Genomic DNA, 17,028 nt, shown 5'->3' on the forward strand with positions numbered 1-17,028 from the left:
AACCGCCCGTGTGGCGCGGCGGTGAAAGATCACGCATGGTGATCCCTGGGTCTCCCCCTTTCGGGAACCCCAGGAACCACGCTGCGGTGGCGGCACGGGACGGGAAGAGGGCCCGGACGACCCTTCGGACCGGATCCGTCTCGTCGGCGGCGAGCGCGGAAATCCGTTGTCTACTGGGTGTCCGGGCCCCTCCCGGGTCCAACCCCCCATCCGGCTGAGGTGCCCCGGCTCGACGGAACGCCGGCGCTGCGCCTGGCTGGGCAGACGGATCGTCACTCCGTCATGACGCAGAATCCGACGATGTCTGAAGACGGCCAACCGGTAGTCCCGTGCTGGACTGTCCAGCAAACTACCGACCTCAGCTCAGATGTCAACCGTGTCCCGATCAGTGGAAACGCCAAGTTTTCGCAGCTAGGACAGGAGACGTGAGTGCCGTCAATGCCGTCATGTGGATCGATGTCATCACTCGGGCAGGCCTGTTTGTGGCAGTCGCTCCGCTCACGCGGCGTGCGGGCGCGCCCGGGGCCTCACGAATTCTCGCAGCGGGACAGGACGGCGGGCAGGTCGCCGGTGTGCAGGACGCCAAGCCTGCGGGTGGCACGGGTCAGGGCGACGTAAAGATCGCTGGCACCGCGTGGCGACTCGGCCAGGATCTCCCCCGGCTCGGCGACCAGGACTCCGTCGAACTCCAGGCCCTTGGCCTCGGTGACGGTCAGCACCAGCACCGGCGCCTCCAGCGCGCCCGCCGTCGGCCCGGCGACCGCGCCCGGCACCGAGGAGGTGATCGCCCGGCCGAGCTCGGCGGCGCGCGAAACCGGGACGATCACGACCAGCCGCCCGTCCTGGACGATCTCCTCGCCGACGACCCGGGCCAGCTCCCCGGGGCCGGAGATCCGGCGCGCCCACGGCGGCTCGCCGGTCTCGCGGACCGACTCCGGCGCCTTGAGGCCGGGGCCGACGAGCTTGAGCACGTCGGCGGCGACGGCCATCAGCTCGACGGGGGTGCGGTAGTTGACGGTCAGGGTCTCCTCGCGCCAGCGCCCGCCGGCGTAGGGGTCCAGGACCTGCCCCCAGGAGGCGGTGCCCGCGACCGAGCCGGTCTGGGCGATGTCGCCCACGATGGTCATCGAGCGGGTGGGGATCTTGCGCATCAGCATCCGCCACGCCATGGCCGACAGTTCTTGCGCCTCGTCCACGATGATGTGCCCGTACGCCCAGGTGCGGTCGGCCGCCGCGCGCTCGGCGGTGGTCAGATGGACGTCGTCGCCGCGGTGGCGGGCCGCGAGCCGCTCGGCGTCCATGATGTCGGACATGCCGGTCAGTTCCAGGACCTCGCGGGCGTAGGTCAGCTCGGAGTCGCGGTCGGCCTCCTCGGCGCGCCGTGCGGCGGCGAGCTCCTCCTCGGCGTGCAGGGCGGCGGCGCGCAGCACCCCGGCGTCGATCTCGCCGAGCAGCTCGGCGGCCTCGTCCAGCAGTGGCACGTCGGCCTCGGTCCAGTGGTCGCCGCCGCGCGGGACCTCGCGGTACAGCGCGTCCTGCTCGGCGGCGTTCAGCCCGGCGTAGGACATCCGCTCGCGGGAGGCGTACAGGCCGATGAGCAGGCGCTGAGGGGTCACGTAGGGCCACAGGCGGTTGAGCGCGGTCTTGACGGCGGGCTCGGTGCGCAGGTCCTCGCGCAGGTCGTCCAGGTCGGCCTCCTCCAGCATGCCCCGGCCGAGGGCCTTGGCGGCCTGCCTGGCGAGCGCGCCGAGGACGTGGCGCACGAACACGACGCGGGCCTCGTTGTGGGGGCGGTTGCTGCGCGCGGCGCGGTTCCTGGCGGCCTCGCAGGTGCGCTGGTCCAGCCGGAGGGTGTATCCGCCGATCTTGATGTCGATCGGCTGCCGGGGCAGCCGCTGGCGGTCGCGCACGGCCCTGGCCACCACGTCGACCATCCGCAGGGAGCCCTTGACGGCGGCGGCCTCGGCGGTGTCGCGCGCGGTGACGGTCACCCCGGGGTACATCTCGGCGACGGTGGACAAAAGGACGTCGGTCTCGCCGAGGGAGGGCAGCACCTGCTCGATGTAGCGCAGGAAGGTGAGGTTCGGGCCGACGATCAGCACGCCGCGGCGGGCCAGCCGGTCGCGGTGGGTGTAGAGCAGGTAGGCGGCGCGGTGCAGCGCGACGACGGTCTTGCCGGTGCCCGGGCCCCCCTGGACGACCAGGACGCCGTTGAGGTCGCTGCGGATGACGCGGTCCTGCTCGGCCTGGATGGTGGCGACGATGTCGCGCATGCGCCCGGTGCGCTTCGCGTCCAGGGCGGCGAGCAGGGCGGCCTCGCCGTTGAGCGTGGCACGGTCGGCCTCGGTCAGCCGGTCGAGGTCGAGCAGGTCGTCGTCGACGCCGACGACCTGGCGGCCCTTGGTCTGGAGGTGGCGCCTGCGGGTCACCCCCATGGGGACGGCGGGGGTGGCGCGGTAGAACGGCTGGGCGACGGGGGCGCGCCAGTCGATCAGCAGCCGCGTCTGGTCGTCGTCGGACAGGCCCAGGCGGCCGATGTAGTGGGGGCTCTCCCCTGCCAGGTCGAGCCGGCCGAAGCACAGCCCGTTCTCCACGGCCCACAGCCGCGCGAGGCGCTCGGCGTACATCCCGGCGAAGGAGTCGCGCTCGGAACGGTTCTGGTGGGTGCCGCCGCCGCCCTGGGCGAGTACGCCGTTGAGCTGCTCACGCGTCCGCACGCGCAGCAGGTCGAGCCGCTCGTAGAGGCCGGTGACGTATTCTTGCTCCTTGGCGAGCTCGATTTGACGGGTAGCCCCTGCTTCATTATTATTGGTAGTAATGTGAAACTCCGGGCCTTTATTGCACTTTGTGATTAATGTTATGACAAGGCCTTAGAATAGCAGATCGAGACGAGAGCACTTCGTACCGTACGCCGCCCGAGAGGCGGCTTTTTTCGTTTTCCCCGCTGATTCCCGCCCGGCCCCGCGCGCCGGATCGCGGCACGTCAGGCAGGCTGCCACCCGCTACCAACCTGGTCACAGCTTGGTAGCGGCCCTTGACCCCGCTCGGGGATGCCCCTGTACTTTCCTTACAAGTTAGGAAGCTTTCCTAACTTCCGCCGGAACGGTCCGCAATCCGAGTGCGCCGACGGCCGGGCCGAGGAGCGTGTGCGGTGAACACGCAGCCGGGGACCCCGAGTCTCCTGCGGGCGATCAACGATCGCGCCGCACTGCAGGTGCTGCTGGAACGGGGGCCGCTGACCCGTCCCGAACTGGGCGCGCTCACGGGCCTGTCCAAGCCTACGGCCTCGCAACTGCTGTCGCGGCTGCACGACGCCGGGCTGGTCGTGCTGGACGGCATCCGCGAGGGCCTGCCGGGACGGACGGCGGAGCTGTACCGGATCAACCCGCTCGCCGCGCACGTCGCCGCGCTCGACGTGACCCCGGCGCGCATCGCCGCCTCGGTCGCCGACATCACCGGTACCGTGACGGCCGAGTTCCGCCTCCCGACCCCCGGCAGGAGCGCCGGCGACGTCGTGGACCGGGTGCGCGGCGCCGTCAACGGGGCCTGCCTGCAGGCGGGCGTGGCCCCGGCGGCGCTGCACCGGATCGTGATCGGCATCCAGGGCGCCGTCAACCCGGCCACCGCCCGGCTCGGCTACGCCGCCCACATCCCCGGCTGGCACATCCCCGACCTGGTGGGGACCCTCCGTGACGGCCTCGGCGTCCCGGTCGACGTGGAGAACGACGTCAACCTCGTCGCCCTGACCGAGCAGGCCCACGGCATCGCGCGCGGCCACGACGACTTCGTCCTGCTCTGGGCCGACGAGGGCATCGGGGCCGCGCTGGTGCTCGGCGGGCGGCTGCACCGAGGCGCGACCGGCGGCGCCGGGGAGGTCGGCTACATGCCCATCGTCGGCGCGCCGACGCCCCGGGAGACCGGCAAGCGGGGCGACCACGGCTTCCAGGCCCTCGCCGGCGGCCCCGCGGTGCTGAAGCTGCTGCGGTCGCACGGCCTGCGCGGCACCGACCCCGCGCGGGCGATGCGCAACGCCGTGCGGGACGCCGCGCTCGGCGGCGTGCGGGCCGAGCGGGCCGGGAGCGCGCTGCGCGAGATCGCGGCCCGGCTGGCCACCGGCCTGGCCCCGATCGTCTCGGTCATCGACCCCGAGATCGTCGTGCTGACCGGCGGCATGCTGCTCGCCGGCGGCGACGTCCTGTCCGAACTCGTCGAGCAGGAACTGCACGCGCTGACGTTCCCGCGTCCGCCCGTGCGGATGTCCACCGTCGAGAGCAACCCGGTGCTCACCGGAGCCCTCGGCCTCGCCCTCGCCACCTCCCGTGACGAGATCTTCAGCTCCACCGTCCCCACCTAGGCCCGCCCCCGGCCCGCCCTCCTGATCGCCCACCCCACCTCAGAGGAGGAACCCCTGTGAGAACACGTCTGCTGCTCGTGGCGGCGGGTCTGGCCGTGCTGTCGGCGGCCGCCTGCACCGCGGGAACCGAGAGCGCGCCCGCGATCCCGTCCGCGGGGAGCACGCCCGACCAGAAACCCGTCACCATCACCATGTGGCACGGCTTCAGCGCCGACAACGAGCTGAAGGCCTTCGACGACGCCCTGGCCGGCTTCAAGCAGAAATATCCCTGGATCACGGTCAAGACGACCAAGGCCATCCAGGACGACCAGATCATCCAGTCGGCGCGGGGCGGCAACCCCCCGGACGTGGCGATGTCGTTCACCACCGACAGCGTCGCGACGTTCTGCAAGACCGGGATCTTCCAGGACCTCAAGCCGTTCCTGGCGGCGAGCAAGATCGACGAGTCGATCTTCCCGAAGGTGATCGCGGAGTACACCCAATACCAGGGCAACCGCTGCGTGATGCCCATGCTCGCCGACTCCTACGGCCTGTACTACAACAAGAAGCTGATGAAGGGCGAGCAGCCGCCGAAGACCCTGTCGGAGCTGGCGGCGCTGACCAAGAAGCTCACCGTGCGGGCCGCCGACGGCACGATCAAGGTCGCGGGCTTCGTGCCGCACAGCCAGATGTACGAGAACGCCCCGATCCACACCGGGACCATGGTCGGCGCCAAGTGGACCAACCCCGACGGGACCTCCGCGGTCGCCTCCGACCCTGCCTGGAAGCAGCTCATGACCTGGCAGAAGGACCTGGTCGACTGGTTCGGCTACGACAAGCTGGAGAAGTTCCGCAAGAGCATGGGCGACGAGTGGTCGGCCGACAACCCCTTCATGAAGGGCAAGGTCGCCATGGCCATCGACGGTGAGTGGCGCAACGCCATGATCGCCGCCGACGCCAAGGACCTGGACTACGGCACCGCGCCGATCCCGGTGGCCGACGACAAGCCCCAGCTCTACGGCGGCGGCTTCATCGCCGGCACGGTCGTCGGCATCCCGCGCGGCGCCAAGAACCCCGAGGCGGCCTGGGACCTGGTGAAGTACCTCACCACCGACACCGACGCCGTGGTGAACCTGTCCAACGCGCTGCGCAACGTGCCGAGCACGCTGCCCGCGCTCCAGTCCCCCAAGCTGGACAAGGACCCCAACTTCCAGACGTTCCTCGACATCTTCGCCAACCCCAGCAGCGCGACGCTGCCGGCGCAGCTCAACTCGGTGTTCAACCAGCAGACGCTGCAGGAGGCCCAGATCAAGTGGGAGTCCGGCCGGGCGCCCGACCTGGACGCGCTGCTCGCCGACGTGGACAAGAAGATCAACGACAAGCTCAAGCTGACCTCGGGCAACTGATCGCATGGCCACGACGACGCTCGGGCGCCGGGGGGAGGCGGTGCCGGCCAGGCTCAAGGGCCGGCACCGCGTGAACCTCACGGCGCTGCTCTACCTGTCCCCCTGGCTGGTCGGGTTCACGGTCTTCTTCGTCTACCCGCTCATCGCCACCGTCTACTTCTCCTTCCAGCGGTACGACCTGTTCACCCTCGAACCGGTCGGGCTGCTGAACTACAAGTACTTCTTCCAGGACGGCGCGGCCTGGACGTCCATCAGGAACACGCTGTGGCTGGTCGTGGTGATGGTGCCGCTGCGGCTGCTGTTCGCGCTCGGCGTCGCGCAGCTGGTCACCAAGCTCAAGGCGGGCGTCGGGTTCTTCCGGACGATCTTCTACCTGCCGTCGCTGGTGCCGCTGGTGGCCGGGACGCTGGGGTTCGTGTACCTGCTCAACCCCGGCACCGGGCCGGTCCCGACGATCCTGTCGGCGCTCGGGCTGCCCTCGCCCGACTGGTTCGGTGACCCCTCCTGGTCCAAGCCGGGGCTCACCCTGCTGGCGCTCTGGTCGGTCGGTGACCTCATGGTCATCTTCCTGGCGGCGCTGCTGGACGTGCCCAAGCAGCTCTACGAGGCCGCGTCCCTGGACGGGGCGGGCGCGTGGCAGCAGTTCTACCACGTGACCCTGCCGGTGATCAGGCCCGTGCTGACGTTCGCCGCCGTCACCGGGGTCATCCAGACACTCCAGTACTTCACGCAGGCGATGGTGGCCGCGCGGGTCGCGTCGGGGTCCACCGACTCCGCCGGCTCGGTCTTCACCCCCGGCTACCCCGACCAGTCCACCCTCACCTTCCCCGAACTGCTCTTCCAGCAGGGATTCCGCGACTTCGCCATGGGGTACGCCTGCGTGCTCGCGCTGCTGCTGTTCGCGGTGTCGATGATCTTCACGCTGGTCCTGCTGCGCCAGTTCCGCGGCCTCGACGAGGAGGCGGTATGACCCTGACCGTCACGCCGGCGCGCACGGCGCGCCCGGCCGGGCGCCGGCCCCGCGACCACCGGCGGCGTACCGCGCTGCAGTGGATCGCCACCCACGCGATCGCCATCGCCCTGTCGATCATGTTCCTCGGCCCGCTGGTCTTCATCGGGCTCACCGCCCTGATGTCCGACCACCAGGCGCTGACCTCGCAGCTGTGGCCCCAGCAGTGGGAGTGGGACAACTTCGCGGACATCTTCCGCAAGGCGCCGCTGCTCACCTGGATCGCCAACACCCTGCTGTACTCGGTCCTGGCCACCCTGTTCATGCTGGTGTCGTCGATCCCGGTGGCCTACGCGCTGGCCCGGTTCCGCTTCCGCGGGCGCAAGCTGGCGCTGCTGCTGGTCATCACCACCATGATGCTGCCGCCGCAGGTCGTCGCCGTGCCGATCTACCTCATCTGGGCGCGGTTCCACCTCACCGGCACGCTGTGGCCGCTGATCCTGCCCATGCTGCTCGGCGACGCGTTCTCCATCTTCCTGCTGCGGCAGTTCCTGGTGACGATCCCCAAGGAGTACTCCGACGCCGCCCGCGTGGACGGCTGCGGGGAGTTCAGGACGCTGATGCGGGTGATCCTGCCGATGGCGCGGCCGGCGATCGCGGCGGTGGCGCTGTTCCAGTTCTTCTACTGCTGGAACGACTACTACGGGCCCCTGCTGTACGCGGGGACGGACATGTCCAACTGGACCCTGTCGCTCGGCCTGGCGTCCTTCAGGGCCGTGCACCGCGTCCAGTGGAACCTGACCATGGCGGCGACCCTGCTCGCCATGGCACCGGTGATCGTCGTTTTCTTCTTCGCCCAGAAGGCATTCATCGAGGGCGTAAAGCTGACGGGAGTCAAGTGATGAAACTGGCCGTTGTCGGGGGCGGCTCCACCTACACGCCGGAGCTGGTCGACGGATTCGCCCGCCTGCGGGACGAGCTGCCGCTGTCGGAGATCGTGCTCATCGATCCCGACGAGCGGCGCCTGTCCCTGGTGTCGGCGATGGCGTCGCGGATGCTCCTGCGGGCCGGTCACCCGGCCAAGGTGAGCACGGCCACCACCATCGAGGACGGGGCCGCGGGAGCGCAGGCCGTCCTGCTGCAACTGCGGGTCGGGGGCCAGGCGGCGCGCAACGTCGACGAGACGCTGCCCCTGGAATGCGGGTGCGTCGGGCAGGAGACCACCGGGGCGGGCGGCCTGGCCAAGGCGCTGCGCACGGTGCCGATCGTGCTGGACATCGCCGAACGGGTGGCCAGGGTCGCACCGGAGGCCTGGATCATCGACTTCACCAACCCGGTCGGCATCGTCACCCGGGCGCTGCTCCAGGCGGGGCACCGCGCGATCGGCCTGTGCAACGTGGCGATCGGCTTCCAGCGGCGCTTCGCGGCGAACCTCGGGGTCACCCCGGACCGGATCTCGCTCGGCCACGTCGGGCTCAACCACCTGACCTGGGAGCGGTCGGTCCATTTGGACGGCGTCGACGTGCTGCCCGGCCTGCTGGCCGAGCACGGCGAGAAGATCGCCGACGAGGTCGGCCTGCCGCCGGCGCTGATCCGCAGGCTCGGCGTCGTGCCGTCGTACTATCTGCGCTACTTCTACGAGCACGACGCCGTGGTGGCCGAGCAGCGGTCCAAGCCGTCGCGGGCCGCCGAGGTCGCCGCGATGGAGGAGTCGCTGCTCGCGATGTACGCCGACCCGGCCGTGGACACCAAGCCCGCGCTGCTGGAGAAGCGCGGCGGCGCCTTCTACTCCGAGTCGGCGGTGGCGCTGATCGCGTCCCTGGCCGGGGACCGGGGCGACACGCAGGTGGTCAACCTGCGCAACGACGGCACGCTGCCGTTCCTGGCCGACGACGCGGTGATCGAGGTGCCCGCGCGCATCGGGGCCGGAGGGGCGGTGGCCCTGCCCGTGGACCCGGTGGAGCCGCTGTACGCCGGGCTGATCGCGCACGTCACCGCCTACGAGTCGCTGGCCCTGGAGGCGGCGCTGCGCGGCGGCGTGGACCGGGTCGCCGACGCGCTGCTGGCGCACCCGCTGATCGGGCAGGCGAGGCTGTCGGCCGACCTGGCCGGGCGCCTGGTCGAGGCCAACCGGGGGTTCCTGCCCTGGGCCGGGGCGGTGTCCGCGTGAGGACGGTGCTCGCGGTCGACGGGGGCAACAGCAAGACCGACGTGGCGATCGTCGCCGAGGACGGGACCGTGCTCGCCCGGGGCCGGGGCGCGGGGTTCGTCCCGCAGAGCGCGGGCGTGCCGGCGGCGATCGACGTGATCGGCGAGGCGGTGCTGCGCGCGCTCGGCCCGGGGGCGCGCCCGCCGTACGCCGACCGCGTCGCGGCCTACGTGGCCGGCGCCGACCTGCCCGTCGAGGAGGAGCTGCTGCGCGAGGAGATCCTCTCGCGGGGGTACGGGGGCGAGGTCGTGGTGGCCAACGACACCTTCGCGCTGCTGCGCGCGGGGGCGTCGGAGCCGTGGGGCGTCGCGGTGGTCTGCGGCGCCGGGATCAACGCGGTCGGGGTCGCGCCGTCCGGCGAGGTGGCCAGGTACCCGGCCCTCGGCAAGATCAGCGGTGACTGGGGCGGCGGGCTCGGCCTGGGCGAGGAGGTGCTCTGGCACGCCGTGCGCGCCGAGGACGGCCGGGGGCCGGGAACGCTCCTGCTGGAGGCGGTGCGCGGTTTCTTCGGGACGCGGCTGGCCGAGGACGTCGTGCTCGGGCTGCACTTCGGCGAGCTGCCCTCCGACCGGCTCCACGGCCTGGTGCCGGCGCTGTTCGCGGCGGCGGCCGAGGGGGACGCGATCGCCCGCGCGCTGATGGAACGCCAGGCCGACGAGGTCGCGGTCATGGGAGTGGTCGCGATGCGCCGGCTCGGCCTGCTCTCGGGGCCCTGCGAGGTCGTGCTGGGCGGCGGCGTGCTCACCGCGCGCGACCCGCTGCTCACGGGGCTGGTCCAGGAGAGGTACGCCGCGCAGGCGCCCCAGGCCACGCTGGTGGTCGCCGACGTCCCGCCCATCGTGGGCGCCGCCCTGCTCGGCCTGGACCATCTGGGGGCCGCTCCGGACGCCGCAGCGCGTCTTCGCGGGGCCTTCGCCCCGACCATCTCCACCCCGGCCTGACCCGCCGGCCGGTACGGCCGGGGCCACCGAGGGGCGGGAGCCGCTAGGGGGTGCCGGCCGTGAGGTCGGGGGTGCGGTGCTCGTAGGGGGTGCTCAGGACGATGGTGGTGCGGGTCGACACGTTCGCCGAGGCGCGGATCTGCTGAAGAAGGTGTTCCAGGGCGATCGGGGACCGCACCCGCACCTTGAGGATGTAGCTCTCCTCGCCCGCGACGCTGTGGCAGGCCTCCACGGCCGTCAGGTGTTCGAGCTTCTCGGGCGCGTCGTCGGGGGCCGAGGGGTCGATGGGCTTGATCGACACGAAGGCGGTGAGCGGGAGGCCGATCGCGTCGTGGTCGACCAGCGCCGCGTAGCTCTTGATGACCCCGCGCTTCTCCAGCCTGCGCACCCGCTGGTGGACGGCCGACACCGACAGGCCGGTCTCCTTGGCGAGGTCGGTGAAGCTCATCCGCCCGTCCGCGGCCAGCAGCGTCACGATTTGGCGATCGATCTCCTCCACTCCGCAAACGGTAGCGCCCTGCGAGCCCGTTTCGTCACCCAAGTGGTCACGGCATGGTCCCAACAGGCGCCCCGGCGTGCGCGGGCGCCTGGCGGGTCACCAGCGCGTGCGCCAGTGGGTGGGCGCGGGGACGCCCAGGGAGGCGCCGAGTACGGGTCCCGAGGACGGCAGCCGGGCCGGGCCGCCGGGCGCGCCGTTCAGGGCGGCGAGCAGGATCAGTGCCTGCTCGGAGGGGGTGCCCGGGTCGGCCTGGAGCAGGACCAGGTGCTGGCCGGGCGTGCTGTTGACCGTGAACGCCTCGTAACTCAGCGTCAGGTCGCCGACCTCGCGGTGGTGGAAGCGCTTGACCTCGCTCCTCTTGGGCCGGACGTCGTGGCGCGCCCACAGGCGGCGGAACTCCTCGCTGCCGGCCGACAGCTCCTCGACCAGTTCGGGCAGGAAGGGGTCGTCGGGGTCGGTCCCGGCGACGGCGCGCAGATGGGCGGCCTTGACGTAGGCGACCTGCTCCCAGTCGCGGTAGAACCGCTTCGACTCGGGGTTCAGGAAGACCATCCGGATCAGGTTGTCGTTGTGCTCCAGGCCCGCGTACAGCGCCTCCGCCAGCGGGTTGACGGCCAGCATGTCCATCCACCGGCCGAGGACGAACGCCGGGGTGTGGTCCCATTTGCCCAGCAGGCGCCGCAGGCTCGGGATCACCTGCTCGGTGCGGGTGATCGGGCCCCGCCGCCGCGCCCACGGGTAGGCGAGCTCGTGGAGGTGCTCGGTGGCGTCCTCGTCCATGTCCAGCACCCGGGCCAGGGCGCCGAGCACCTGTTCGGAGGGGCGGCGCTCGCGGCCCTGCTCCAGCCGGATGTAGTAGTCGGTGCTGACCCCCGCCAGCATCGCCACCTCCTCGCGGCGCAGCCCGGGCGTGCGGCGGTGGCCGATGCGGGTCAGGCCGGCGTCCTCGAGGCTCGTGGTCTCGCGGCGGGCCCGAAGGAAGTCTCCGAGAAGCCGTTCACTGTCCATCTCTCCACGTTAAACCAGGTGAGAGGCATTAAAGGGGGTGAGTCGCACCCAGGCTGGGACCCCCGTACCCGCCCTCGCGCATGAGCGGCAGCCCGGCCGCGAAGGCCGCCAGGGTGCGGGTGAGGGTCGGCAGGAACGGCGGGCACGCCGCGGCGATGTCCGGATCCTGGCGGTACAGCTCGGCCAGGGCGGCGGGCGGGTTGGACACCGGGTAGAGGGCGCCGGCGAAGACGCTGCCCGCCGCCACCAGTTCGACGCCCTCGGCCTCGGTCAGGCCGGGGTGCGCCTCGGCCACCCGCGCGCCGAGCCGGGCGACGACGCCGAGGACGGCCCGCTTGAAGACCCGGGCCGACCCGACCGAGACGTTGTGCTCCAGGCTGGTGGACATCTGGCCGAGCATGTCGCACAGCAGCGGGCGCTCGGCGAGCGTCTCGGCCAGGGCGGCGACGACGTCCCGTGGCCCGGCGGCGTCCCGCAGGCGCTCGGTCACCGCGGCCTCCCAGTCGCGCCACTCCTCGGTGGCGATCTCCAGGTAGATCTCCTCGCGGGTGCCGAAGTAGCGCGCGACGTTGGACTTCGCCAGGCCCACGGCCGCCGCGACGCCGCCGAGGCTGACGTTGCGCACCCCGGAGGTGACGGCGAGCTCGCGCGCCGCCGCCAGGAGCGCCTCGCGGCGCTGCCGCTTGTGCTCGGGCCGTCTGGCCCGGACGAACGCCTTCTCTGTCATCGCCACGACAGCATACGGCGAGTTTAAGAGAACACCGTACTCTTGTTAAGGTGACGACGTTCTGTTAGCGTCGCCGCCTGGACGAGTACCTTGAGGCACCCCCCTGGACGAGCACGCGACACGAGGAGGACCACATGGCCGAGGTACGAATGCGCGTGAACGGGACCGCCCGGTCCCTCGACCTGGATCCGCGGGTCAGCCTGCTCGACGCGCTGCGCGAGCACCTGGGCCTGACCGGCACCAAGAAGGGCTGCGACCAGGGCGCGTGCGGCGCGTGCACGGTGCTCGCCGACGGCGAGCGCGTCAACTCCTGCCTGGCGCTGGCCGTGCAGTACTCCGGCCGCGAGATCACCACCATCGAGGGGATCTCGGCCGGGGACCGCCCCCACCCGCTGCAGACCGCGTTCGTCGGCCACGACGGCTTCCAGTGCGGGTACTGCACCTCGGGGCAGATCTGCTCGGCGATCGGGATGCTGGCCGAGCACCGCGCCGGCGCCCCGAGCGCGGTCACCGGGCACCTCGCCGCGACCGGCGTCCCGCTGTCGGACGCCGAGATCAGGGAACGGATGAGCGGCAACCTGTGCCGCTGCGGCGCCTACAACGGCATCGTCGGCGCCATCCAGGAGGTCGCCGCGACGGAGGCCGCGCGATGAGGCCCTTCGCCTACGTGAGCGCCACCGACGTGGCCGGCGCCGTCCGCGCGATCTCCGCCGAGCCCGGCGCCAGGTTCCTCGGCGGCGGCACCAACCTCGTCGACCTGATGCGCGAGGACATCGAGCGGCCCGGCACGGTCATCGACATCACCCGGCTCCCCCTGGACGGCGTCGAGGAGCTGCCGGGCGGCGGGGTCAGGATCGGCGCCCTGGTGCGCAACAGCCACCTGGCCGCGCACCCGCTGATCCGCGCCCGCTACCCCGTGCTGTCCCAGGCGATCCTGACCGGGGCCTCGGCGCAGCTGCGGAACATGGCGACGGTCGGCGGGAACCTCATGCAGCGCACGCGCTGCGTCTACTTCTACGACGGCGCCGCCGACTGCGGCAGGCGCGAGCCCGGCGCGGGATGCGACGCGATCGGCGGGTTCACCCGCAACCACGCCATCCTCGGCGCGAGCGACAGGTGCATCGCGACCCACCCCTCGGACATGTGCGTCGCGCTGGCCGCGCTCGACGCCGAGATCGAGATCGAGAGCGTGCGCGGCACCCGCCGCGTCCCGCTGACCGCCTTCCACCGGCTGCCCGGCGACACGCCCCACCTGGAGACCGTGCTGGCCGCCGACGAGCTGATCACGGCGGTCGAGCTGCCGGCCTCGGCCCTGGCGGCGACCTCGCGCTACCGCAAGGTGCGCGACCGCGCGTCGTACGCGTTCGCGCTGGTGTCGGTCGCCGCCGCGCTGGAGACCGGCGAGGGCGTGGTGACCGGCGTGCGGCTGGCCCTCGGCGGCGTCGCGGCCAGGCCGTGGCGGGCGCACGAGGCCGAGCGGGCGCTGCTCGGCGCCCCGGCCACCGAGGAGTCCTTCCTGCGGGCGGCCGAGGCCGAGCTCGCGCCGGCGGTCGCCCGGTCCCAGAACGGCTTCAAGATCGAGCTGGCGCGGCGCACGATCGTGGCGACGCTGCGCCAGGTGCTCACCGAGGGAGGCGCGGCATGACCGAGACCCCGGTACGCGACAGACCGGCGCGGGAGAGGACCGGCCGCAGCGTCGGGCGGCCGATCGACCGGGTCGACGGCCCGGCCAAGACCACCGGCACGGCCCGCTTCTCGGCCGAGTACCCCTACCCCGACATCGCCTACGCCGCGCTCGTGCACGCGACGATCACCCGGGGCCGGATCACCGGCATCGGCGCCGAGGAGGCCCTCGCCGTCCCTGGCGTGCTCGCGGTGATCACACACACGAACGCGCCGCCGATGAAGCCGCCGCCCCCGGTGAGCGTGCTGAACCTCAGCTCGCTCGCCTCCGGCAGCAAGGTCAACTACCTCAACACCGACGAGGTGCACTGGAGTGGCCAGCCGGTGGCGGTCGTCGTCGCCGAGACCCAGGAGGCCGCCGCGCAGGCCGCCGGCCTGGTCCGGGTCACCTACCAGGAGTCGCCCGCCACCGTCGACTTCGCCGGCGAGCAGGGGAACGCCACCCCGCAGAAGAGCAACCCCCTGCAGCAGGGCGAGGGCCACAAGGGCGACGCGGAGGCCGCCCTCGCGGCGGCGCCGGTGTCGGTGGACCTGCGGTACACCACTCCCCCGCACCACCACAACGCGATGGAGCCGCACGCGACCACGGCCGCATGGGACGGCGACCGGCTCACCGTCCACGACGGCACCCAGAACATCGGCTGGCTGCGCACCGCGCTCGCCCAGCGGTTCGGCGTCCCGGCGGAGGGCGTGCGGGTGATCGCCCCGTTCGTCGGCGGGGCGTTCGGCGGCAAGACGATGGTCTGGGCCGGCACGGTGCTCACGGTGCTGGCCGCGCGGGTGACCGGCCGGGCCGTGCGGATGACGCTCACCCGCGAGGGGGTCTACCGCACCGTCGGCGGGCGCACGCCCTCCGCCCAGCGGGTCGCGCTCGGCGCCGGCGCCGACGGCCGGCTCACCGCCCTGATCCACACCAGCGTGACGCAGGTCGGGCGGGTCGGCGGAAGCCCCGAGCAGGTGACCTCCCAGTCGCGCCACCTGTATGACGCGGCGGCCATCCTGGTCCAGCAGCGGATCGTCGAACTGGACATGCTGTCGAACACCGTCATGCGGGCGCCAGGGGAGTCCATCGGGACCTTCGCCCTGGAGGCGGCGGTCGACGAGCTGGCGTGCGAGCTCGGGATGGACCCGATCGAGCTGCGGATGCGGAACGAGCCGGAGCGCAACCCGATCGACGGCAAACGGTTCTCCCACCGGATGCTGCGCGAGGCGTACGCGCTCGGCGCCGAGCGGTTCGGGTGGGCGGACCGCACCGCGCCTCCGGGGTCGATGCGGGACGGCAGGTGGCTGGTCGGCATGGGCGTCGCGTCGGCGTACCACCCCTCGTGGGAGATGGCCGCCAACGTCACCGTGCGCATGTCGGCCGACGGCACCGTGCTGGTGCGCTGCGGCTTCCACGAGATGGGCATGGGCGGCGCGACCGCGCAGGGGCAGATCGCCGCCGACGCGCTCGGGGTGCCGTTCGAGGCGGTCCGGGTGGAGTACGGCGACTCCGACCTGCCCACCGGCCCGGGGGCCGGCGGGTCGGCGCAGACCGCGAGCGTGGCGGCGAGCCTGACCAAGGCGTGCGAGAAGCTGCGGCGCTCCCTGCTCGCGCTGGCCAGGCGGTCGGCCGGGTCGCCGCTGCGCGGGGCGCGGCCCGGCGAGGTGGAGGCACGGGACGGCGGGCTGCACCGGGCCGGGCACCCCGGGTCCGGCGAGAGCTACGCGGCGATCCTGACCCGGGCGGGCCGCCCGTTCGCCGAAGCCGCGGTCGGCTCCGACACCCGGGCAGGGACGGTGGCCGGGCAGGTGCGGTTCATGTCGAAGTTCCTCATGGACCGGCGGCGCTGGATGAAGGCCGCGTGCGGTGCGCAGTTCTGCGAGGTGCGGGTCGACCAGGACACCGGTGAGGTACGGGTGTCCCGCTGGGTCGGGGCCTTCGACGTCGGCAGGGTGATCAACGCCAAGACGGCGGCCAGCCAGCTGCGCGGCGGCATCGTGATGGGGATCGGCATGGCGCTGTCGGAGGAGACGCTCGTCGACCCGCGCAACGGGCGGATCATGAACCCCAGCCTGGCCGAGTACCACGTCCCGGTGCACGCCGACATCCCGCCGATCGACGTGTGCTACCTGGACGAACCCGACCCGACGATGCCGCTGGGGCTGGTCGGGATCGGCGAGGTGGGCATCACCGGCGCCGCCGCGGCCGTCGCCAACGCCGTCCACCACGCGACGGGCCGGCGGGTCCGCGACCTGCCCATCACCCTCGACAAACTCCTGTGACCTGCCCATCACCCTGGACAAACTCCTGTGACCTGCCCATCACCCTGGACGAACTCCTGTGACCTGCCCTTCATCCCAGGCGAACGCCTGTGACCGGCCCCGGGCGCGGGCATCCGGCGCGGTGAGGCAGCATGGAAGGGTGATCGAGGGTACGGACAGGCTGGCGGGGCTGGTCGCCGAGGGCGGCGTCGTGGTGCTGAGCGGGGCGGGGATCTCCACCGAGTCGGGGATCCCCGACTACCGGGGGCCCAGCGGGGCCCTGGTCCGGCACACCCCGATGACCTACCAGGCGTTCGTCGGCGACCCGGCGGCCCGGCGCCGCTACTGGGCCAGGAGCCACGTCGGGTGGCGGGCCGTGGCCAGGGCGCGGCCGAACGCGGGCCACCGCGCGGTGGCCCGCCTGCAGCGGCAGGGCCTGCTGTCCGGCCTCGTCACCCAGAACGTCGACGGCCTGCACCAGGCGGGCGGCGCCCGCACGGTCGTCGAGCTGCACGGCAACCTGAACCAGGTGGTCTGCCTGGACTGCGGCGACCCGACCCCGAGGGCGGAGCTGGACCGCCGCCTGCGGCTGGCCAACCCGCGTTTCGACGCCAGGGTCACCACGATCAACCCCGACGGCGACGTCGAGCTGCCGGAGGAGGAGGTCGCGGGGTTCCAGACGGTCGGCTGCGGGTCCTGCGACGGCGGGATGCTGAAGCCCGACGTCGTCTTCTTCGGGGAGACCGTGCCGGCGGACCGGGTGCGGGAGTGCTTCGCCCTGGTGGAGGGCGCGCGGGCGCTGCTGGTCCTCGGCTCGTCCCTGACGGTGATGTCGGGCCGCCGGTTCGTGCTGCGGGCGGCCAAGCTCGGCATCCCGGTGGCGATCGTCAACCAGGGCGCCACGCGCGGCGACGCCTACGCGGCCCTCACCGTGGACGGCCCGCTCGGCGCGGTGCTGCCGGACCTTGCCCACCTCACCTCCGCGCCCGCCGCACGCTAGCCTCCGGGCGGACCCGGGCCGGGGGCGCC

Annotated in this window: 14 protein-coding genes; 10 read left to right on the forward strand and 4 right to left on the reverse strand. The window is 72.4% G+C overall.

Annotated features, from left to right (window positions below; translation table 11 throughout):
• Window positions 1–527: 527 nt before the first annotated feature.
• On the reverse strand, window positions 528–2,717 hold the full coding sequence (locus NYZ98_RS29985) for a HelD family protein (RefSeq protein ID WP_262846931.1): 2,190 nt from the start codon (window positions 2,715–2,717) through the stop codon (window positions 528–530).
• A 434-nt stretch (window positions 2,718–3,151) separates the two neighbouring features.
• Here NYZ98_RS29985 and NYZ98_RS29990 point away from each other — a divergent pair, with 434 nt between their 5' ends.
• Genes NYZ98_RS29990 through NYZ98_RS30015 form a run of 6 tightly spaced genes read left to right on the forward strand, consistent with a single transcriptional unit; the run spans window position 3,152 to window position 9,838 of the window.
• Window positions 3,152–4,354, forward strand: coding sequence for an ROK family transcriptional regulator (locus NYZ98_RS29990; protein WP_262846932.1), 1,203 nt, complete (start codon window positions 3,152–3,154; stop codon window positions 4,352–4,354).
• Between the two features lie 56 nt (window positions 4,355–4,410).
• Window positions 4,411–5,739, forward strand: a complete 1,329-nt coding sequence (locus tag NYZ98_RS29995) for an ABC transporter substrate-binding protein (RefSeq protein WP_262846933.1) — start codon at window positions 4,411–4,413, stop codon at window positions 5,737–5,739.
• A gap of 4 nt (window positions 5,740–5,743) precedes the next feature.
• Window positions 5,744–6,709, forward strand: a complete 966-nt coding sequence (locus NYZ98_RS30000) for a carbohydrate ABC transporter permease (protein ID WP_262846934.1) — start codon at window positions 5,744–5,746, stop codon at window positions 6,707–6,709.
• The gene (locus tag NYZ98_RS30005) at window positions 6,706–7,590 is read left to right on the forward strand and encodes a carbohydrate ABC transporter permease (protein ID WP_262846935.1); all 885 of its coding nucleotides are present in this window, start codon (window positions 6,706–6,708) and stop codon (window positions 7,588–7,590) included. Before NYZ98_RS30000 ends, NYZ98_RS30005 begins: the two co-directional genes overlap by 4 nt.
• The gene (locus NYZ98_RS30010) at window positions 7,590–8,858 is read left to right on the forward strand and encodes a 6-phospho-beta-glucosidase (protein ID WP_262846936.1); all 1,269 of its coding nucleotides are present in this window, start codon (window positions 7,590–7,592) and stop codon (window positions 8,856–8,858) included. The genes NYZ98_RS30005 and NYZ98_RS30010 overlap by 1 nt, the downstream gene beginning before the upstream one ends.
• Complete coding sequence (locus NYZ98_RS30015; RefSeq protein WP_262846937.1) at window positions 8,855–9,838, forward strand: N-acetylglucosamine kinase; 984 nt, start codon at window positions 8,855–8,857, stop codon at window positions 9,836–9,838. Before NYZ98_RS30010 ends, NYZ98_RS30015 begins: the two co-directional genes overlap by 4 nt.
• Window positions 9,839–9,881: 43 nt before the next feature.
• On the opposite strand, the gene NYZ98_RS30020 is transcribed toward NYZ98_RS30015, so the two are convergent.
• The 3 genes from NYZ98_RS30020 to NYZ98_RS30030 form a co-directional block, all read right to left on the reverse strand.
• Window positions 9,882–10,337 carry an Lrp/AsnC family transcriptional regulator gene (locus NYZ98_RS30020; protein WP_262846938.1) on the reverse strand — a complete coding sequence of 152 codons (456 nt, stop codon included), beginning with the start codon at window positions 10,335–10,337 and terminating at the stop codon, window positions 9,882–9,884.
• A 96-nt stretch (window positions 10,338–10,433) separates the two neighbouring features.
• Window positions 10,434–11,345: a helix-turn-helix transcriptional regulator gene (locus tag NYZ98_RS30025; RefSeq protein ID WP_262846939.1), complete on the reverse strand. Its 912-nt coding sequence runs from the start codon at window positions 11,343–11,345 to the stop codon at window positions 10,434–10,436.
• A 28-nt stretch (window positions 11,346–11,373) separates the two neighbouring features.
• Complete coding sequence (locus NYZ98_RS30030) at window positions 11,374–12,072, reverse strand: TetR/AcrR family transcriptional regulator (protein WP_262846940.1); 699 nt, start codon at window positions 12,070–12,072, stop codon at window positions 11,374–11,376.
• 134 nt (window positions 12,073–12,206) lie between these two features.
• On the opposite strand from NYZ98_RS30030, the gene NYZ98_RS30035 reads away from it, so the two are divergent.
• From NYZ98_RS30035 to NYZ98_RS30050, 4 genes are all read left to right on the forward strand, one after another.
• Window positions 12,207–12,725, forward strand: coding sequence for a (2Fe-2S)-binding protein (locus tag NYZ98_RS30035; RefSeq protein WP_262846941.1), 519 nt, complete (start codon window positions 12,207–12,209; stop codon window positions 12,723–12,725).
• The gene (locus tag NYZ98_RS30040) at window positions 12,722–13,717 is read left to right on the forward strand and encodes an FAD binding domain-containing protein (protein ID WP_262846942.1); all 996 of its coding nucleotides are present in this window, start codon (window positions 12,722–12,724) and stop codon (window positions 13,715–13,717) included. The genes NYZ98_RS30035 and NYZ98_RS30040 overlap by 4 nt, the downstream gene beginning before the upstream one ends.
• Complete coding sequence (locus tag NYZ98_RS30045) at window positions 13,714–16,020, forward strand: xanthine dehydrogenase family protein molybdopterin-binding subunit (protein ID WP_262846943.1); 2,307 nt, start codon at window positions 13,714–13,716, stop codon at window positions 16,018–16,020. Before NYZ98_RS30040 ends, NYZ98_RS30045 begins: the two co-directional genes overlap by 4 nt.
• Before the next feature lie 139 nt (window positions 16,021–16,159).
• Window positions 16,160–16,999: an NAD-dependent protein deacetylase gene (locus tag NYZ98_RS30050; RefSeq protein WP_262846944.1), complete on the forward strand. Its 840-nt coding sequence runs from the start codon at window positions 16,160–16,162 to the stop codon at window positions 16,997–16,999.
• The last annotated feature ends 29 nt before the right edge of the window (window positions 17,000–17,028 follow it).

Source organism: Sphaerisporangium corydalis, from assembly GCF_025506355.1.
GTDB lineage: Bacteria > Actinomycetota > Actinomycetes > Streptosporangiales > Streptosporangiaceae > Sphaerisporangium > Sphaerisporangium corydalis.

What these genes read in the sequence shown, in the direction of transcription:
- NYZ98_RS30005 (WP_262846935.1), top strand. Translation starts at nt 6,706, where the DNA reads ATGACCCTGACCGTCACGCCGGCGCGCACGGCGCGCCCGGCCGGGCGC.
- NYZ98_RS30045 (WP_262846943.1), top strand. Translation starts at nt 13,714, where the DNA reads ATGACCGAGACCCCGGTACGCGACAGACCGGCGCGGGAGAGGACCGGC.
- NYZ98_RS30000 (WP_262846934.1), top strand. Translation starts at nt 5,744, where the DNA reads ATGGCCACGACGACGCTCGGGCGCCGGGGGGAGGCGGTGCCGGCCAGG.
- NYZ98_RS30030 (WP_262846940.1), bottom strand. Translation starts at nt 12,072, where the DNA reads ATGACAGAGAAGGCGTTCGTCCGGGCCAGACGGCCCGAGCACAAGCGG.
- NYZ98_RS30035 (WP_262846941.1), top strand. Translation starts at nt 12,207, where the DNA reads ATGGCCGAGGTACGAATGCGCGTGAACGGGACCGCCCGGTCCCTCGAC.
- NYZ98_RS30040 (WP_262846942.1), top strand. Translation starts at nt 12,722, where the DNA reads ATGAGGCCCTTCGCCTACGTGAGCGCCACCGACGTGGCCGGCGCCGTC.
- NYZ98_RS30010 (WP_262846936.1), top strand. Translation starts at nt 7,590, where the DNA reads ATGAAACTGGCCGTTGTCGGGGGCGGCTCCACCTACACGCCGGAGCTG.
- NYZ98_RS30025 (WP_262846939.1), bottom strand. Translation starts at nt 11,345, where the DNA reads ATGGACAGTGAACGGCTTCTCGGAGACTTCCTTCGGGCCCGCCGCGAG.